This window comes from Halorientalis sp. IM1011 (assembly GCF_001989615.1).
Classification (GTDB): Archaea; Halobacteriota; Halobacteria; order Halobacteriales; family Haloarculaceae; genus Halorientalis.
This window is the reverse complement of sequence record NZ_CP019067.1, coordinates 1,363,253-1,380,558: the sequence shown is the minus strand read 5'-3', so window position 1 is coordinate 1,380,558 and position 17,306 is coordinate 1,363,253. Positions and strand designations below refer to the sequence as shown.

General features: G+C 66.9%; 22 protein-coding genes and 2 tRNA genes. 10 read left to right on the top strand and 14 right to left on the bottom strand.

Annotation, left to right across the window (positions count from 1 at the left end):
• Positions 1 to 57 precede the first annotated feature (57 nt).
• Complete coding sequence (locus BV210_RS06930) at positions 58 to 525, top strand: DUF5790 family protein (RefSeq protein WP_077205928.1); 468 nt, start codon at positions 58 to 60, stop codon at positions 523 to 525.
• Here BV210_RS06930 and BV210_RS06925 read toward each other — a convergent pair.
• A complete protein-coding gene (locus BV210_RS06925) occupies positions 522 to 1,271 on the bottom strand; it encodes a creatininase family protein (RefSeq protein WP_077205927.1) in 750 nt (249 codons plus the stop codon). The two genes, BV210_RS06930 and BV210_RS06925, sit on opposite strands and share 4 nt — an antisense overlap.
• Positions 1,272 to 1,372: 101 nt before the next feature.
• On the opposite strand from BV210_RS06925, the gene BV210_RS06920 reads away from it, so the two are divergent.
• Positions 1,373 to 1,729 carry a TRAM domain-containing protein gene (locus BV210_RS06920; protein WP_077205926.1) on the top strand — a complete coding sequence of 119 codons (357 nt, stop codon included), beginning with the start codon at positions 1,373 to 1,375 and terminating at the stop codon, positions 1,727 to 1,729.
• A gap of 7 nt (positions 1,730 to 1,736) precedes the next feature.
• Here BV210_RS06920 and BV210_RS06915 read toward each other — a convergent pair whose 3' ends face one another.
• The 3 genes from BV210_RS06915 to BV210_RS06905 form a co-directional block, all read right to left on the bottom strand.
• On the bottom strand, positions 1,737 to 3,680 hold the full coding sequence (locus tag BV210_RS06915; RefSeq protein WP_077205925.1) for an ABC transporter ATP-binding protein: 1,944 nt from the start codon (positions 3,678 to 3,680) through the stop codon (positions 1,737 to 1,739).
• A gap of 61 nt (positions 3,681 to 3,741) precedes the next feature.
• Entirely contained in the window at positions 3,742 to 4,317 is a 576-nt protein-coding gene (locus BV210_RS06910; protein WP_077205924.1) for a DUF192 domain-containing protein, read from the bottom strand.
• Positions 4,318 to 4,363: 46 nt separating this feature from the next.
• A complete protein-coding gene (locus BV210_RS06905; protein WP_077205923.1) occupies positions 4,364 to 4,867 on the bottom strand; it encodes a DUF192 domain-containing protein in 504 nt (167 codons plus the stop codon).
• 84 nt (positions 4,868 to 4,951) lie between these two features.
• Between BV210_RS06905 and BV210_RS06900 the strand changes: the two genes are divergently transcribed.
• Positions 4,952 to 5,025: transfer RNA gene (locus BV210_RS06900), tRNA-Val, on the top strand.
• Positions 5,026 to 5,145: 120 nt separating this feature from the next.
• On the opposite strand, the gene BV210_RS06895 is transcribed toward BV210_RS06900, so the two are convergent.
• From BV210_RS06895 to BV210_RS06885, 3 genes are all read right to left on the bottom strand, one after another.
• The gene (locus BV210_RS06895) at positions 5,146 to 5,796 is read right to left on the bottom strand and encodes an A/G-specific adenine glycosylase (RefSeq protein WP_077205922.1); all 651 of its coding nucleotides are present in this window, start codon (positions 5,794 to 5,796) and stop codon (positions 5,146 to 5,148) included.
• 154 nt (positions 5,797 to 5,950) lie between these two features.
• Complete coding sequence (locus BV210_RS06890) at positions 5,951 to 7,159, bottom strand: Fic family protein (protein ID WP_077205921.1); 1,209 nt, start codon at positions 7,157 to 7,159, stop codon at positions 5,951 to 5,953.
• 272 nt (positions 7,160 to 7,431) lie between these two features.
• Positions 7,432 to 7,863 carry a hypothetical protein gene (locus tag BV210_RS06885; protein ID WP_077205920.1) on the bottom strand — a complete coding sequence of 144 codons (432 nt, stop codon included), beginning with the start codon at positions 7,861 to 7,863 and terminating at the stop codon, positions 7,432 to 7,434.
• 160 nt (positions 7,864 to 8,023) lie between these two features.
• Here BV210_RS06885 and BV210_RS06880 point away from each other — a divergent pair.
• Positions 8,024 to 8,097: transfer RNA gene (locus BV210_RS06880), tRNA-Phe, on the top strand.
• A 273-nt stretch (positions 8,098 to 8,370) separates the two neighbouring features.
• A complete protein-coding gene (locus BV210_RS06875; RefSeq protein ID WP_077205919.1) occupies positions 8,371 to 9,036 on the top strand; it encodes a hypothetical protein in 666 nt (221 codons plus the stop codon).
• Positions 9,037 to 9,050: 14 nt separating this feature from the next.
• Here BV210_RS06875 and BV210_RS06870 read toward each other — a convergent pair whose 3' ends face one another.
• The gene (locus BV210_RS06870; protein ID WP_084802590.1) at positions 9,051 to 9,368 is read right to left on the bottom strand and encodes a hypothetical protein; all 318 of its coding nucleotides are present in this window, start codon (positions 9,366 to 9,368) and stop codon (positions 9,051 to 9,053) included.
• A 224-nt stretch (positions 9,369 to 9,592) separates the two neighbouring features.
• On the opposite strand from BV210_RS06870, the gene BV210_RS06865 reads away from it, so the two are divergent.
• Entirely contained in the window at positions 9,593 to 9,787 is a 195-nt protein-coding gene (locus tag BV210_RS06865; RefSeq protein WP_077205918.1) for a cold-shock protein, read from the top strand.
• 63 nt (positions 9,788 to 9,850) lie between these two features.
• Here the strand turns inward: BV210_RS06865 and BV210_RS06860 are convergent, their stop codons facing one another.
• Positions 9,851 to 10,597 (bottom strand): DUF429 domain-containing protein, encoded by a 747-nt coding sequence (locus BV210_RS06860; protein ID WP_077205917.1) that lies wholly within the window; start codon positions 10,595 to 10,597, stop codon positions 9,851 to 9,853.
• Between the two features lie 125 nt (positions 10,598 to 10,722).
• On the opposite strand from BV210_RS06860, the gene BV210_RS06855 reads away from it, so the two are divergent.
• Complete coding sequence (locus BV210_RS06855; protein WP_077205916.1) at positions 10,723 to 11,067, top strand: cupin domain-containing protein; 345 nt, start codon at positions 10,723 to 10,725, stop codon at positions 11,065 to 11,067.
• Between the two features lies 1 nt (position 11,068).
• On the opposite strand, the gene BV210_RS20245 is transcribed toward BV210_RS06855, so the two are convergent.
• Together BV210_RS20245 and BV210_RS06850 are read right to left on the bottom strand one after the other, a co-directional pair.
• On the bottom strand, positions 11,069 to 11,245 hold the full coding sequence (locus tag BV210_RS20245) for a hypothetical protein (protein WP_172824883.1): 177 nt from the start codon (positions 11,243 to 11,245) through the stop codon (positions 11,069 to 11,071).
• 74 nt (positions 11,246 to 11,319) lie between these two features.
• Positions 11,320 to 12,171 (bottom strand): aldo/keto reductase, encoded by an 852-nt coding sequence (locus BV210_RS06850; protein ID WP_077205915.1) that lies wholly within the window; start codon positions 12,169 to 12,171, stop codon positions 11,320 to 11,322.
• Between the two features lie 156 nt (positions 12,172 to 12,327).
• On the opposite strand from BV210_RS06850, the gene BV210_RS20750 reads away from it, so the two are divergent.
• Together BV210_RS20750 and BV210_RS06840 are read left to right on the top strand one after the other, a co-directional pair.
• A complete protein-coding gene (locus BV210_RS20750) occupies positions 12,328 to 12,456 on the top strand; it encodes a hypothetical protein (protein WP_256385562.1) in 129 nt (42 codons plus the stop codon).
• 88 nt (positions 12,457 to 12,544) lie between these two features.
• Complete coding sequence (locus BV210_RS06840; RefSeq protein ID WP_077205913.1) at positions 12,545 to 14,611, top strand: Eco57I restriction-modification methylase domain-containing protein; 2,067 nt, start codon at positions 12,545 to 12,547, stop codon at positions 14,609 to 14,611.
• Here BV210_RS06840 and BV210_RS06835 read toward each other — a convergent pair.
• Positions 14,597 to 15,598: a glutathione S-transferase family protein gene (locus tag BV210_RS06835; protein WP_077205912.1), complete on the bottom strand. Its 1,002-nt coding sequence runs from the start codon at positions 15,596 to 15,598 to the stop codon at positions 14,597 to 14,599. The genes BV210_RS06840 and BV210_RS06835 overlap by 15 nt on opposite strands.
• 78 nt (positions 15,599 to 15,676) lie before the next feature.
• Positions 15,677 to 15,886, bottom strand: a complete 210-nt coding sequence (locus BV210_RS06830) for a hypothetical protein (protein WP_077205911.1) — start codon at positions 15,884 to 15,886, stop codon at positions 15,677 to 15,679.
• 295 nt (positions 15,887 to 16,181) lie between these two features.
• Between BV210_RS06830 and BV210_RS06825 the strand changes: the two genes are divergently transcribed.
• Positions 16,182 to 16,712: a 50S ribosomal protein L16 gene (locus BV210_RS06825; RefSeq protein ID WP_077205910.1), complete on the top strand. Its 531-nt coding sequence runs from the start codon at positions 16,182 to 16,184 to the stop codon at positions 16,710 to 16,712.
• Between the two features lie 97 nt (positions 16,713 to 16,809).
• Here the strand turns inward: BV210_RS06825 and BV210_RS06820 are convergent, their stop codons facing one another.
• A complete protein-coding gene (locus tag BV210_RS06820) occupies positions 16,810 to 17,241 on the bottom strand; it encodes a universal stress protein (protein ID WP_077205909.1) in 432 nt (143 codons plus the stop codon).
• Between the last annotated feature and the right edge of the window lie 65 nt (positions 17,242 to 17,306).

The window sequence follows — 17,306 nt, the reverse complement described above, 5'->3', positions numbered from 1 at the left end:
GATTACACTTTCACTTTCGGGCGGGTTTTTATACCCTCTCCCGTCGAATTAGACGATATGGGTCAGACGACTCTGGACGACGACGATCTGTTCGACGAGGCGGCTTCCGAGATGCGCGAGGACGTCGAGGAATCGCTCGGGAAGGCCCGCGAGGCGCTGCCCGAGGGCGACGCCATCTGGGACGTCGACGCCGACAACACGCTGGGCGTCCTCAACGGCCTGCGGTCGGCGCTCGACCCCGGCGAGGCCGAGGACCACCTCACCGACGCCAAAAAGTGGTACACGATGGGCGAACGCGCCGACGCCTTCGAGGACGCCGACGACCTCGCCGAGGAGATCGAGACGCTCGACGAGGTCTTCGCCGACATCGAGGACGCCCACGAGCAAGTCAGCGACCTCGCTAGCACCGTCCCGGAACTGCGCGGCGCGCTCGACGACGCCCACGCCGCTGCCGAGGACGACGCGGAGGGAGACGCCGAGGCCGAGGCGGACGCCGAAGCCGAGGAAGCCGAAGCCGCCGATTAGCGGTGGTCCGGCAGTTCGAGATCGCGGTCCGCCACTCGCTCCAGTAGCGCCGACAGCGCCGTCGCCGCGTCGTCGACCAGTCGCTCGCCGAGTTCTGGGTCCCCCTCGCGGGGGTCCCCGACCGTCCCGTTCTCGCTGAACTCCGCGCTGTCGTAGGCCAGATTGACACCACTGTGCCACTCGCCCCAGCCGTCGGCACCGCCCGCGGCAGCCTCGTCCAGTCGATCCTCCCGGACCAGTTCCGGATGAAGATAGGCCAGCGCGCTCGTTTCGAGGGGGCCGCCGTGGCCCATCGTCACCTCGTCGGGATCGACGGCATCGAACCAGGTGAAGGCGGTCGCGTACCCGTCGGTGTGGCGGGTGACGCGAGCGCAGGTCTCCCGGAGCGCGGCGACGTTGCCGCCGTGGCCGTTGACGACGACGACTCGTTGCCAGCCGTGGGACTGCAGGCTCTCGACGGTCTCGCGCACGTAGTCCCGGAAGGTGTCCTCGCTCACCCACAGCGTCCCGGTGAACTGGCGGTGTTCCTCGGCGACGCCCACCGGGATCGGGGGTGCCACCACGACGGACTCGTCGGTCTCGCTCTCGTAGCGGTCCGCGCCACGCTCGGCGACGGCTTCGGCGGTGAGAACGTCCGTCCCAAGCGGTGCGTGGGGGCCGTGCTGTTCGGTGCTGCCGACCGGGAGGACGGCGAGGTCGGCGTCGGCGGCGTCGGCGTCGGTCCAGGTGGCCTCGGCGAGGTGCATTACCGGTGTCCTCGGACGGCGGGCACGTAAGCGCCCCGGCGCGGGCGGGCGCACCGTCGCGAGCCACAAACCTATACCCGCCGGCGCTCGCAGGGGCGCGTATGCAACCACTCTGGATCGGGGGCGGCGTCGCGGCCGTGGTCGTTCTCCTGCTGGTGATCGTCCTCCTCCGGCGGTGGCGCTCGTCCTCGGGCGCACGCGAGTCGAAACGAGCACACGAGGCCGCACAGGAACGGGACCCGCCGGTCGAACTGGGCGAGACCTACGAGTTCGGAATCACCGAGTTCACCGACCACCACTCCGGCGACCGGGTCGCCGTCGGCAAGGTCGAAGGGTTCGTCCTGTTCACCGAGGACGTGCCCGACTCGACCTCGGAGGGTGACGTGATCCGCGCGAAAGTCCTCTCGTTCAACAAGGGGAAGACGTCCGCCGACGCGACGTTCGTCGAGCGAGTCTAGAGGGCCGTTAGTCGTCGTCGGCATCCGTCTTCGCCCGTCGTTCGGTCGCCCGCTCGACGAACTCTTCTGGAAGCTCCTCGATCTCGCCGGCCTGCACCGCCCAGAGGTTGGCGTACAGTCCGTTCTCGCCCAGCAGTTCCTCGTGCGTCCCGCGTTCGACGATCCGGCCGTCCTCGACCACGACGATCCGGTCGGCGTCCTTGATCGTCGAGAGCCGGTGGGCGATGGCGAAGGTCGTGCGATCCTCGGCGAGGCGGTCCAGCGAGCGCTGGATCAACATCTCGGTCTCGGTGTCCACGTCGCTGGTCGCCTCGTCCAGCACGAGTATCTCGGGGTCTTTGAGGATCGCCCGCGCGATGGCGATGCGCTGGCGCTGCCCGCCCGAGAGCTTCACGCCGCGCTCGCCCACCTCGGTGTCGTAGCCCTCCGGCAGGTTCGTGATGAACTCGTGGGCTTCGGCGCGTTTGGCGGCCTCGATCACGTCCTCCCGTTCGGCGTCGAAGGTGCCGTACTGGATGTTCTCGGCGACGGTGCCGTAGAAGAGGAACGTCTCCTGGCTGACGTACCCGATATTCTCCCGAAGGCTCCTGATCGTCACGTCCCGCACGTCCTGGCCGTCGACGCGGATGGTCCCCTCGTCCACGTCGTACATCCGCATCAGGAGCTTGAGGACCGTGGATTTGCCCGCGCCTGTCGGCCCGACCAGCGCGAACGTCTCGCCGCCGTCGACCTCGAAGGACACGTCTTCCAGCACCGGTTTGTCCTCGCTCTCGTAGGCGAAACTCACGTCCTCGTACTCGACGCGGCCCTCGCCGAGTTGGAGGTCCTTGGCGTCGGGTTCCTCGGCGATGCGGGCGGGGGTGTCCATCAGGCCGAAGATGCGCTCGGCGGAGGCGCGGGCCCGCTGGTACATGTTGATGATCTGCCCGAACTGGGCCATCGGCCAGATGAACCGCTGGTTGAGCAGGATGAAGGTGACGAACTCGCCGACGTACAGCGGCCCGGTGAAAAACCAGGGGGCCTGCCCGGTCTGCTCGAACACGAGGACCCAGTAGCCGCCGACGGCGAAGGTCAGGATGAAGCCGATCCCGGAGATGATCCGCAGGCCGGGGAAGAACTTGATCCGGGTGTCGATGGCGTCCCAGTTGGCGTCGAAGTAGTCCCGCGAGACATCCTCGACCCGATCCGACTCGTAGGGCTCGGTGTTTGCGCTCTTGATCACCTGGATCCCGCCGAGGTTGTTCTCGAGGCGGGAGTTGACCTGCCCCACCGAGGAGCGGACCTCGGCGTACTTGGGCTGGATCGTCTTGATGAACCGGTAGGTGAAGAAGGCGATCAGGGGGACGGGGACCAGCGCGATGACGGCGAGTTGCCAGTTGATCCAGAAGAGGATGGCGGCGATGCCGAGGACCATCACCCCGAGCCGGAACGCGGAGTTCATCCCGTCGTTGAGGAAGTTCTCTAACCGATTCACGTCGTTCGAGAGGATCGACATCATCTCGCCGGTCTGCTTGTCGGCGAAGAAATCCATGTCCAGCCGCTGCATCTTGTCGTACGTGTCGGTGCGGATGTCGTGCTGGATCTGCTGGGCGAAGCCGTTCCAGCCCCAGTTGCGCACCCAGTGGAAGGTCGCGCCGATGAAGAACGCGCCGGCGATGAGGCCCACCGTCAGGAGGAGCTGGCCGTCGCGTGTCGCCGGGATCCAGGCGTCGGGGACCAGCAGCAGGGTGAAGGACTTGTCGCCGCGGAAGACCGCGTCGACCGCCAGTCCCAACAACACCGGCGGGAGGAGGTCGAGGACGCGGGCGACGACGCTGCCGAACAGCCCGACGGCGAACCACAGCCGGTTCTCGCGGCCGTACTCGGCGAACAGCCGTCGCATCGGGTTCTCGGCTCGCTCCCGGGCCTCCTCGAACGGGTCGTCCTCGGTCTCGGCAGCACCGATATCCATCACCAGCGTAACGTGCCGGCTCCGCAAAAGCCCCTCGCTTGGCGGCGGCCTGCTCCGGCTCTCAGTCCTCGCTGCCGGGATTCGGCGTCGCGTCCGACGTGGCGATCTCGGCCGGTATCGCGACCGTGTCGCCCACGGTGAGACCGGTGCGGTTGGTGTACCCGCGGTTCACCTCCAGCACGTACTGCCCGTCGCCCGGGTAGTGCGTGAGGTTCTCCTCGGCCACGCCCGGCTCGGTGGCGGCGTGGTGGATGGTCGTGATCGTGCCGTTCGGGGCGACGAAGACGATGTCCAGCGGGAAGTCCATGTCCCGCATGACGTACGCCGCGTTCCGCTGGGGCGAGTCGTAGACGAACAGCATCCCCTCGCTCTCGTTCAACCGCTCGGTCTCGCTGAGACCTGTCCACCGCTCGCTCCCGTTGTCCGCGATGGCGACCGATACGGTCCCCAGCACCGTCCCGTTCGCGTCCCGGAGTTCGACCTGTGGTTCCGTCCCATTTGCCTCGTTGTTCGGGTTCGTCGTCGTGTCGGTCACGTCGGTCGTCTCGGTCGGCGTCGCTCCGCTCGGGCCGCCGGTACAGCCCGCGAGGGCGAGCGTTCCCACCACCGCCACGATCAGCAGGGCGTTCCGGACCACGGCGGACTCTCCACGCGAACCGGAATAAATCGTGCGCTCGTCGGGGTCACTCGATCTCATCGGGAATCTCGACGGTGTCGCCCTCGTCGATCCCGGTCTCGTTCGTGTAGCCGCGCGGGACTTCCAGGACGTACTTCCCGCGGCCCTCGTACTTCGTGAGCTCGTCGCCGCTCTCGCCGGGTTCGGTGGCTGCGTGGTGGATCGTCGTGATCGTGCCGTTCGGGGCGAGAAAGAGGATGTCGAGCGGGACGGACATGTTCCGCATGACGTAGGCGCGGGTGTCGACGCCGTCGTGGACGAACAGCATGCCCTCGCCGGGGTCGAGGCTGGCGGTTTCGCTGAGGCCGACGTAGCGTTTGCGGTCGGTGTCGGCGACGCGGACGTCGACGGTGGCGAGCGTCGTGCCGTTGTCGTCCCGGACGGTGAGCGTGGCGTTCTCGTAGTCGCTCGGGTCCAGCGGTGGCGTGAGGAACCCGAACTGGACGACGAGGGCGACGGCGAGGATCAGGAGCAACCCCGCCGTGATCGCGTTGACGGCCCGGGACGGCATGGTCGAGAGGTGTGGGGTCGACGGGGTAAGGCTGTCGACCGAGAGAGTAAGTGTTATTCTTCGGCGTGGGCTTGGGTCGAGTACGGGTTCGTGGTCTAGTCGGTTATGACGCGGCCTTTACAAGGCCGAGGTCGGTGGTTCGAATCCGCCCGAACCCACTTGCTGCTGCGAACGAACCGTGAGCAGCAGCAAGCGTGAGGGCGGTTCGAACCCTGCCAGTCGCGCGCAACGGATTGAGCAACGGGCTCCGGTTCGAATCCGCTCGAATTCCCGGATTATCACCTCCTCTCGTCTTTGTTCTCCGGGCTCTCACAGTCGGCGCTGATCGGACAGACCAAGCAATTCGGTGACCGAGCGGTACACACCGCGGCGGCGAAGTCGAGCATGGCGTGGAGGAAGTCGCTACTGCGTCCCGGCGGCGTGAGGTCGTCTGCGAGGCCTTGGACGCCGCTTTCGTCGGGATCGATGCCGTAGAACCTGGACAGCAACCGCTCGACGTTCGTGTCCACGGCCGCGACGGGTTCGCCGTGAGAATGGACCGAAACCGACCTCGCGGTGTACTCCCCCACCCCGTGGAGCCGCGATAGATCCGAGCGGACTCGCGGTACCCGACCGGAGTGGCGATCGAGCAGCTGCCCCGATATCCGTTCCAAATAGGCCGCGCGCTTCGAGAGGCCCAGCGGAGCGATGCGGTCGCGTATCTCCCCGGATGGCGCGGCGACCATCGCCTCGGGCGACGGGTACCGGGAAACGACGGGAACGTACGCGCCGGCGACCGCGGTCGCCGTCGTGCGCTGGAGCAGGACTTCCGCGATCAAAACCTCGAACACCGACCGCCCTTCCTCGCGCCACGGGAGGTCGTGACGGCCGTTTTCGTCGTACCACTCGAGTAACCGCTCCTGTAACCCCTTTCGACGACTCGTCGGCATAGGTAGTCTCGCGCGTTATGCTTCAAATACGTGTGGCAGGTGGAGGTGTCGGTGGTACGGACTCTTCCGCGGGCGGGAAAACCCGGAACCGCTCGGTCGGGTGGTATCCGCTGCCGGGGTTCCCCGATTCCCCTTCCAGCGCCGCCATCCGACGTCACTCGGCCATGAGTTCACCTGGTGACGGGATCTCTTCGACGTCCCGATTCAGGACGTCGAGGACGTCCGTGGCCCGGAACTCTCGGTATCGCTCTTTGCCGGTCCGTTCCTCGAGCAGTCCGTCCGCCTCGAGACGGTCGACCGCCTTGTTGGCCGCCGGGTACGACATGTCGATCAGTTCCGCCGCCCGAGAGGCGGTGAAAATCGGTTCGACGAAGGCGACGTCGGCGAGTTCTCGGACGGACGGCGCGGCGTCGCTGTACCGCTCTCGGTACTCCGTCCGCAGCCGGAGGAGGAGCTTCGCGCGGCTGAACGCTTCGTCGGCCTGCTCTCGGATTCCGTCGAGGAAGAATTCGAGCCAGGCGTTCCACTCGCCCTCCTCGTTGACTGCCAACAGGAGGTCGGTGTACTCGTCGCGGTTGCGGCGGATGTAGGAGCTGAGATAGAAGAGCGGGTGGACGAGGATATCCGACGCGATCAGCAGCAAGACGATGAGGAGACGCCCCACGCGTCCGTTCCCGTCGACGAACGGGTGGATGGTCTCGAGCTGATAGTGGAGGAGCCCGATATCGACCAGATCGGGGTACTCACCGTCCGACTGCATGTACTCCTCGAAGTTCTCCATCTTCGACTCCGCGGCGCTCGGCTTCGGCGGGACGAACCGGACGTTGGTTCCGTAGCCGTTCTGATTTTCCTCTTCGATCCAGACGTACCTTGAGCGGAACTCCCCTGGACGGGGATCCTCGTCGTCCGTTCGGCCGGACTCCATGAGCGACTCGTGAAGCGACGTAACGAGGTCGAGGGAGAGGTTCCGACGGCTTCGTCCCTCTCGGAGCAGTTCCCTCGTCGCGGCCCGTAACGCCTCGGCGTAGTTCCGGGCTTCCCGGACGTCCTTCGAGTCGGTTCCCTTCCGCAACATGTCCGAGACGGTCACCTGCGTCCCCTCCACCTGCGACGACTGCTCGGCCTCCTTGTAGACGAACAGCCCGAACGCCGCGTCGGGGTCTTCGATCTCGCTCCAGAACCCGTCGAGCCGACCGAGCGAGTGCATCGCCCGGCCGTTCGCCTCGATGACCGCCGGTGACAGCTCTATCGACGGCGGCAGGTTGTTCGGCAGGTAGAACTTCGACGCGGGAAGCGAAGCGCCGGAATCGGCGGACAGGTACTTTCCCGGCGCCGGTGAATCGACGAGGTACCCGTCTTTCATTAGCTCCGCTTCGCACCGTGTTAGTAAATGCTTTTCGCAGATCGTTTAGTTAGATGGCCGTGTCCGAGGCTGAGTAAACGGAGGGTCGGAGAACCTAGACGACTTTGCGTTAAGTGACGGGTCTCCGAAAACCGTTACTGAACGGTGGCGTAAGCGGTCTGCTGAAACGCTGAGGCAGAGAGCTTGAATACCGTATACGACCGACGACGGGCGTCTCGACAGCGAGTGGATCGGGTAACGGCTACGGGGCTCGAATCTGACGGAACCGCCGCTCAGGGCTTGATCCACCAGAGCAGATCGCGCACCATCTGGCGGGCGGTGTCGACGTGAGAGTCGGCGTCGGGGTCGCCGGTGGTGTCGGCGCGCTGGAGCAGGTCGTCGACCTGCTGGGTGCGGTTGCGCGCGGTCGCCTTCGACGGCGTGCCGGTCGAGAGGTCTCTGGAGATGCTCCGCGCTTCCCGGATCCGGTGATCCTGATTCTCCGGATCCTGCTGTTCGACCATGTCGAGGTGCCAGCTCACGTCCGCCATCGCTCGCTCGGTCCGATCGTCACCGGCCGGGCCGTCGGCCGGTCCCGCGCTCGGACCGACGCCAGCGTCGGCGTCCGGCCCGCGGCGGACGCCGCGGCCCTCGACGGATCGCTCGTGGCGCTTGGCGTTCCTGATCGACCGGTCTCCCCCCGGAGCGTCCCTCCGATCCCTCATTACGGATCACTGTCGTGTCCATCGGCAAAGATCCTTCGCTCGGACTGATTTCGGCCGCTCGCGGTGGTAGTCCGTGGTTGGCTGACCCGAACGTCTCTGACCGGACTTTCGAAATCCTTTTTTCTACCACCCGCAACTGTCGGGATGCGCACGACGGCGCGCCGCCTTAGCTCAGACTGGGAGAGCACTCGACTGAAGATCGAGCTGTCCCCCGTTCAAATCGGGGAGGCGGCATTTTCCCGCGAACTACCGAGGGAGCACCGCGACCGAGTCGTGAGCGGTGAAAATGCTCCCGAATCGATTCGAGCCTGGAAGTCACAGCCCCGGAACGGCGAGCGAAGCGAGCCGCACGCCCGGAACGTCTTCCTCTGTTCAAATCGGGGTGCTGGCACGTTTCTGGGGCTGTGTCACTGCTGAGCCGAGGGCTCGAAAGCGGTCCGAGCCCGGTCAACAGACTCGAAGGCAGGTCAAGTGTTATATCATCGCGCTCGCATGTGGGGCGTACAGATGAAGGCGGGAGTGTTAGGCGTCGTCGACGGGTCGTTCGATGCGGTCGATTCGGTCACCGAGACCGTCAGCGACGGTGACCACGAGCTAGAACGGTGTCTCGAGATCGATCGTGTGTTCTCACTGGACGGGGGTGAGATGGCGTTCGCGGGCCGGGCGGCCGCGGAATCGGTGGTCGACGGGACCACGACGGCGATCGAAGACGACGGGATCACCGTCACCGATCGGGAACGGGTCGAAACCCGATACACGGAGTTCGTCGGGGTGCCCGGCGAGTTCGTCGTCGTCGGGAGCGGCGACGGGACCTTCGCGTTCGACCTCATCGGCGACCAGACCGGGACGGACGTGACGCGCGCCACGGTCGATCTCGACGCGTTCTTCGACGCCCGTGACGGGGCGACCCCCTGGAAGGCCGGGTTCTACGGTACCGGCGAGGATGCGGTCAACGGGACCATCCACGGCGCGGATCTCAGAACGGACCACGATCTCGATGCGCTCCTCGAGGATTCGAACCTGAACCAGCTCGGGCTGTCGTACGCACACGGTGACCGCGAACTGAAGATGTGGGCCGCTCGAAGCGGGTACGTGGAGGTCTATCGACCCTCGGAGTTCGAGTCGGCGCAGTATCTGTCCTACCTCAACGACGAGATCCTACCGCACGTCTGAGTCGGGCCTGTCCGTCAGCCGTCGTCGCCTCGCGCGACCAGTTCACGGGCGACCGCCAGCGCGGCGTCGACGCGTCCGGCGGCCTCGGCGTTGTCGAGGTCGCCAGCGCTCTCCAGCAGACGCACGACCTGTGACGCGCGTTTCGTGACGACGGGGTCGGGGGCGGTGCCGTCGGCCACGTCGGCGGCCGCGGCCTGGGCCTCGCCGAGCCAGCGGTTCGCCGTCGGGTCGATGGGCAACCCCTCGGTCGCCGCGAGGTGGGCGTGGAGCGCGGCAGCGAGTTCGGCGCGGTTCATCTCGGCGGGGTCACCCACGTCGAGTTCGTCGGACACATCTCGCCTCCGGTCGCCAGCTCCGTAGTCCCTCGTGAATCGCGGGCCGGGAGTATCTGGGACGGACCCCTCGTTGACCGCTGCGCCGAGTCCGTCGATGCAGTTTGCTGAAAACTCTCTGTATCGGGTGTCTGAGACGCTACTGATGGAACATTCCCTCGAAGGAGTGTGTCACTTCGCGTCTCACAAGGGTTATATGCACTCCGCGCCTCCGGACAAAGGCAATGGCAAACGGTACGGTTGATTTCTTCAACGACACAGGCGGTTACGGTTTCATCGACACAGAGGATGCGGACGAGGACGTGTTCTTCCACATGGAAGACGTCGGCGGCCCGGACCTCGAAGAAGGACAGGAAGTCGAATTCGACATCGAACAGGCCGACAAGGGTCCGCGGGCGACCAACGTCACCCGCCTGTAATCGGTCGAGTTGCGTTCTTTCATTTATTAGTCTGGTAGCGGCCGCGCTCTCGGTCGCCAGAGCCTACTCTGCTTCCAGTGGCGTCTCCGCCCGGTAGAGCAGTCTCATCGGGAGTCCGGTCGGATCGGTCGGCGGGTCGGCGGGGAGCGTGTGGATCGAACCGGGACCCGGGCGGGCGGTGTAGCCCAGCGCCACGGCGTCGAGTACGTCGGCGACGGTGACGGCGTGGCCGCTCGTGGCCTCGGCCGCGCGCTGGACCACCGGCGGGGCGTCCCGGTCGAAGGTCGCGAGCGCGCGCATCCGCTCGGCGTAGCCCGCGGCCGTGGCGGGATCCTCTTCGAGCGTCGTTCCGGCGAACGCCCGGAAACAGACCTCGGGGTGGGCCTCGGCGATCACGGGTCGGGCCTCCGAGACCTCCTGCAGGAGGTCGTCGAGGGCGACGATGGCGTCGCTGCGTTCGAAGGCTGTCCGGGAGAGGTCCCGTCCGGTCTTGCGTTCGGTGACACGGGCCGCCGCCGGGTATCGTCGCTTCCGCGCGGCTTCCCGAATCGGGGGGTCGGTGATCGCCTCGGCACGGGAACCGAGTACCTCGCGGGCTGCTCGCTCCGGTGGTCGCGGCTCCTCGCCCTCCTCGCGGAGCCCCACGGGCACGTCGACGAGAATCGACTCGGCGACGCCCTCGTACTCGGCCCAGACGTTCCCGACTTCGGGGAACACGTCGGCGTGGTCGAACCCGTCGGCGGCGAACGCGACCGCCAACCACTCGCCGGTGCTGTAGGCGACGCCGACGTACAGGGGCTCGTCGCTCATCACGCGAATCGAGGGACTGCGCGGTCAAAAATTGCGGGGGGTGTCTGACACTCGTCGGTTCGGCCATCGGTCGCCTGCGATCCGGAACCGAAGGCTACTCCGCCCGGGACGCCGACGCCTCGCGCATGGAACGCGTGGACTTCGACGCGGCCGAGACGTACGAACCGGACGAGGGCTGGCGACGGGTCGCGCTCGCGGGGAGCGAGGACGCCAGTCTGGAGTGGTTCGAGAAACCGCCGGGCCACTCCTCGCCGATGCACGACCACGAGAACGGCCAGGTCTGTCTGGTCCTCGCCGGCGAACTCACCGTCTACACCGAGGACGACGAAGCCACACTCGGCCAGTACGACTCCGTCTGGCTCGACCCCTGGGAGTCCCACCGGGTCGAGAACACCGGCGACGAGACCGCCGTGGGACTGGATATCTTCACGCCCGGCCGATCCTTCGACTTCTGGACCGACCGGGAGTGAGTCAGTCGCCTTTCGTCAACTCCGTCAGCGGGACCAGCCGGTGGGTCATCCCGGGTTTCGTGTAGCCCGTCGACTCGCCGTGATCGCCGCCGTACACCTCGACTCTCTGCTGGAGGACGTGGGGCTCGCCCTCCCGATTTTTGATGACGTCGATGGACTGCCATGCCTCCTCCGGCATACTCGGTTCGATACTGTACAGGAACGTTAGCGTTACCCACTGTCCGACGGCTGGCTGACGATCGCCGATCGGCGCTACTCGCTCAGGCGCGCGATCTCGTCGCTGGTCAACTCGATCCCGGACGCGGCGACGTTCTCTTCGAGATGGTCGAGGCTGGACGTGCCGGGGATCGGGAGCGTCACCGGCGAGTGCTGGAGGAGCCACGCCAGCGCGATCTGCATCCGGGAGGCGTCGTAGTCGGCGGCGATATCGTCGATCACGTCGGCTTTCTCGCCGAGGTCGCCGGCACCCAGCGGGAAGTACGGGATGAAGCCGATGCCGTACTCCTCGCAGGCGTCGAGGACGCGGTCGGAGCCGTAATCGCCCTCCGGGTCGGCGAGGTTGTAGCTGTTCTGGACGGTCGCCACGTCGACGATGTCGCGGGCGGTCTCCAGTTGCTCGACGGTGACGTTGCTCAGTCCGACGTGGTCGACCAGTCCCTCGTCTTGCAGTTCGGCGAAGGCCTCGACCGACTCCTCGAAGGGCGTGTCCGGGTCGGGCCGGTGGAACTGGTAGAGGTCGATGGTCTCGACCCCGAGCCGGTCGCGGCTCGCGAGCACCTGGTTGCGGATGTAGTCGGGGTCACCGTGGGGCAGCCAGTCGCCCTCGCGGTTGCGGAGCAGGCCCGCCTTGGTGGCGACGACGGTTTCGTCGGCTACGCCGGCCTCGCGGATGAGCCGCTCGCTCACGCCCGGGCCGTACGAGTCCGCGGTGTCGACGAAGTCGACGCCCAGTTCGACCGCGCGCCGCAGGACATCGCGTGCGGATTCCTCGTCCTCGGGTGGGCCGATTATCTCCTCACCGCAGAGCCGCATCGCGCCGAACCCCAGTCGGTGGACGGTCAACTCGCCGCCGATGTCGAAGGTGTCGCTCTGGTTGTCGACCATACTCCCACTGCGGGCGCGACCTGCAAAGGCCTTGGCCGTCGTCCCCACGAGCCACCCGCCTCGAACGGATAGATACGTTTATATGAAATGAACGACCGTGAAAGAATACGGCGACAGCGGGGTGTGGGGAACACCTGTCCGTCGCCGGGGACGAACATGACACGACGCTACACCGACGCCGAGAACACGGGTGCACCGGTCGTTCCGCTGCTGGCGGAGCGACGTGAGATCATCGGCGACGACCACGACGAGCAGGTGCGCAGCCACCGCACACAGCGCGTATAACGGCGGTCTTCGACAGGGGAGGTGACCGCCACCGCGCCCGCCGGAGCCGGTGGTGCCTATTTGGTTCTGGAGCACGACTACTGGTGACATGCCCGACCCGCTACCGGCGGAACTCGGGGGGCTGTTGGCTTCCGTCGCCGAGGCCGCGGGCGACCGGTCACGGCCAGACTGGCTGGCAACGGCCACCGACGACGCGACGGTTCGGGAGCGCCTCGCGACCGTCGCCGAGGCTGCGGCGGGAGACGATGCCGACGCCTACCAGCGGTCGCTCTCGCCGGATCGCCGCCGGGCCGACGGCCACTTCGTCACCGATCCTGCGGTCGCGACGGCGCTCTGTCGCTGGGCGATCCAGCCCCGACCGGACGACCGGCTGCCACGCGTCCTCGACCCGGCCGTCGGGAGCGGCGTCTTCCCCGTCGCGGCTACGCGACGGCTCGAAACCCTCCATCCGGACTCGGCGCCCGCCGACCGCCTCGCCCGCGTCGTCGGCGTCGACACCGATCCGGTCGCGCTCGCGCTGGCCGCGCACCGGCTACTCGACGCCACCCACCCGGACCCCGACGCCCGGTGTCGCCTCTACGAGTCCGACTTCTTCACCGTCGAGCCCGGACCCGACCGCGACTGTACCGTGGCCGACGCCGGCCTCGTCGCCGGTCGGTTCGACGCCGTCGTCGGCAACCCGCCCTACGTACGCCAGGAGACGACCGACATCGACCGCGCTCGCGCCCACCTCGCCGCGTTCGGTCCCGACGGCGAGCGACCGTATCTGGACGGTGACCGCGCCCTGAGTCGCCGTAGCGACGCCTACGTCTACTTCGTCACGCAGGCGACCCGCTTTCTCCGGGAGGGCGGCCGTCTCGCCGTCGTCGTCCCGAACAAGTGGCTCACCACGCGCTACGGCGAATCGTTCCGGCGATTCCTCTTCGACCACTACCGGCTCGCGGCCGTCGTCGGGTTCGGTGCGCAGGTGTTCGACGACGCCGTCGTCGACGCCGTCTTACTCCTGGCCGAGCGGTGTACCGACCCCGACCGCCGCCGGTCGACGCCCGTCCGATTCTGCCGACTGGACGAACAGGTGTCGGTCGCCCGCCTGCTCGATCTGGTCGACACCGACCGCGCACCGCCGGGGGGTGGCCTCCGGGCTCGCAGCACCGACGCCTGTCGTCGCGTCACGGTCCGGCAGGGCCGACTGGCCGACCGCGACGCCGACAAACTCGCGCCGTACCTCGACGCTCCCGAGCCACTGATCCGCCTGCTCGCGAACCCGTCGCTCGTCACGCTCGGCGAACGCTGTACCGTCTCTCGGGGCGTGATGACCGGCGCGAACGGGTTCTTCTTCCTCGACGCCGACGGCCGGGCCACCGACATCGACGACCGCTTCCTCGCGCCCGCGATCAAGAGCGTCCGTGACGTGGACGGCCGCCTCGTCACCACCGCCGACACCGACCGCTACCTGCTCGACGTGCACGAGTACGTTCGGGAGGTCCAGACCGAACGGGACGCCGACGGCGACCTCGAAGCCGCGGTCCGTCGCGCGCTCGCCTCCGACGGCTACGACGGACTGGTCGAGTACGTCGCGTGGGGCGAACGGCAGGGATTCGACGACCGCCGATCGTGTGCCAGCCGCCGGGTCTGGTTCGACCTCGGGCCGCTGTCGGCTCCGGCGGTGTTCGTCCCGAAGTTCTTCGACCGCGATGTCTCCGTGATCGCCAATCCCGACGGCCTGCTGGCGAGCAACGCCGTCGACTGTCTCTGGATCGACGCCCCCGAGCAGACCCCCGAACCCGCGAACCCGCTCCTCCAGCGGGCCACGCTCGGCGTCCTCAACGCGACGGTGACCGCGGCGATTCTGGAGTGTTGGGGCCGCAGCGAGGGCGGCGGGGCGCTCCAGGTGATGACCTACGAACTCGAATCGCTACCCGTCCCGGACCCGCTGGCGATGTCTCCCGACACTCGTCGCGCGGTCGCCGCGGCCGCCGACGACCTGCTGGCCGGCGACCCGACGGCACGCGACCGACTGGATCGGCTCGTCCTCGGCGCCATCGACGTGGGTCTCGGGGTCGAGGAGTGTCGGCAACTCAGAACGGAGATGGTCGAACGTCGCGTCGGGTCGGGCGACCGCGGGACCGCGCCGCTGTCTCTACGCGAGCGGTAGCAGGTCCTCGGGCGGGCTCCCGGGCAACTCGTCGCGGTCGTGGTCGCCGTCGAAATCCAGCTCTGGCCCGGTCGCGACGATTCCCGAGGGGTTCACGTCCGGGTGGGTCGTGTAGTAGTGTTCCTTGATGTGGTCCATGTTCACCGTCTTCGCCACACCTGGAGTCTGGTACAGGTCCTGCAGGTACGGCCAGAGGTTGTCGTACTCGTGGATGTGCTGGCGGTTGCACATGAAGTGGGTGTGGTACACCTGATCGAACCGGACGAGGGTCGTGAACATGCAGATGTCGGCCTCGGTCAACCGGTCGCCGGCGAGGTACCGCTGGTCGCCGAGCACCTCGTCCCAGTGATCGAGCGCCTCGAACAGTTCCCCGACCGCGTCGTCGTAGGCCGCCTGACTGCTCGCGAAGCCGGCCCGGTAGACGCCGTTGTTGATCGGGTCGTAGATCTCGTCGATGATCCGGTCGACCTCGTCCCGATATCCCTCGGGATAGAGGTCCACGTCTCGCTCGGCCACGTCCTCCATCTCGGTGTCGAGCATCCTGAGGATCTCCTCGGACTCGTTGTTGACGATGGTCTCCTCCTCCTCCTTGTCCCACAGCACGGGCACCGTCACGCGACAGGTCGCGTCGGGGTCGGCCTCGACGTAGGCCTCCCGGAGGTAGTCGAACCCGTTGACCGTGTCCGGGGTGCAGCCCTCCTTCTCGGGGGTGAACTGCCAGCCGCCCTCGTCGCGGTAGGGATCGACCACGTCGACGGTGATCGCGTCCTCGAGGCCCTTCAGCGCCCGCACCAGCAGCGTCCGGTGGGCCCACGGGCAGGCGTAGGAGACGTAGAGGTGGTACCGGCCGGCCTCGGCGGGGAACTGCGCGTCGGGATCGTTTTCGATCTCGTCCCGGAACGTCGTGGTCTGGCGTTCGAACTCGCCGTCCTCGTTGGTCGTCTCGTACGTGTCCGTGCGCCACTCGCCGTCGACGAGTTGATTCATACCTCCGATTGGGTCTCCGGGCGTAAAAACAGGGTAGTGTAGTCGGTGTAACCGGAACTCGCCACCCGACGCACACCGTTATTTGGTGGTCGGCGTGTGACAGTTGGGGTTTTTCTCGGCGACCACGTCGGCCCCGTTCTCACAGCCCGGCACGGGCTGGCCCGCCGGGTTGTGCGCGACGGCTTCCCCTGCCGCTCCGACCGTCAGGAGCACGACGAGCGTGGCCGCGAGCAGGATCGTCCGTGAGTGCTGTGCGACGACGTCGAACGTCACGTCTCTCAGTGTCATACACCTGTCCGGTCTCGCCTTCATTTCTTAAACGAACCGTTCGAACAGAACGTCCGCGAGCGACGACCGTCGTGGCCGTGGCCGGGAGAGCGCCCATCGAGTCCCGGCTCCTGGCCGTAATCGCGGGACCGGTCGTGTTCGCCCTGCTCACGGGAACATCGCGCCCGGTCGCGACGCGGGAGACTCTCCCTGTCGGCCGAATCTCCCGTCGTCGACGGTGGGGGACGGCTCGGCCGCTACTCCAGTTCGACGGGTTTTTGTACGCGCTTGGCTTCGATTCCGCCAAGAGATACCTATGTCGGACAAGCCTGCCTCGATGTACCGGAAAATCGACAAGCCGTCGTACACCCGACGCGAGTACATCACCGGAATCCCCGGCTCGAAGGTCGCACAGCACAAGATGGGGGACAAGACGACCGACGCAGAGGACTACCCCGTCCAGATCAGCCTCATCCTCGAGGAAGAGGTCCAGATCCGCCACGGCTCGCTGGAGGCCTCCCGCCTGTCGGCCAACCGCTACCTGATCCAGGAACTCGGCGAGAACAACTACAAGATGATCCTCCGGAAGTTCCCCCACCAGGTCATCCGGGAGAACAAACAGGCGACCGGGGCCGGTGCGGACCGTGTCTCCGACGGGATGCGCCAGGCCTTCGGGAAGATCGTCGGCACCGCCGCCCGCATCGACAAGGGCGAGCGCCTGTTCACCGCCTACTGCGACGTGGACCAGGCCGAAGAGGTCAAGGAAGCGTTCCGCCGCGCCTACAACAAGATCTCGCCGCCCTGCCGGATCAAGGTCGAACGCGGCGAAGAACTGCTCATCGCCTGATTCCCGGCGGTATTCGCCGCCGCTTTTCACTATCGCTGAGCCGCTGGACCGGTAACAGGGAAGTGTCGGCTCTTGCAGGCTGTCCGCGTCACTGCCCTCACTCCTCGTCGGCGACTCTGACGGTCAGCACGGGCACGTCCGACGACCGAACGATTTTCTCCGTGACGCTGCCCAGCAGGTACCGGTCCAGTCCGCGCCGGCCGTGGGTGCCCATGACGATCATGTCGGCGGCCACCTCGTCGGCGTAGTCGAGAATCTCGCTGTAGGGGTCGCCGTCGCGGACCTCTCCCTCCGCGGCGATACCGGCGTCGACGACGCGGTCGACTGCGTCGTCGACGGCCTGTCGCCCGGTCGACCGGAGCGACTCGATGGCCGTCCCCTCGACTGCACCGCCGCCGGCGTACGTCGTGTTGGCCACGAACAGGACGTGGATCCCTGCCCCGTGTGCCTCGGCCTGCTCGATCGCGTGTTCCAGTGCGACTGCCGCCCCCTCGCTCCCGTCCGTCGGGAAGAGTATCTCGTCGTACACGTTCTACAATCCCGCCGCCGTCCACTTAATGTTGCGCCGACCTCCCGGGTACCGAGAACCGGAGA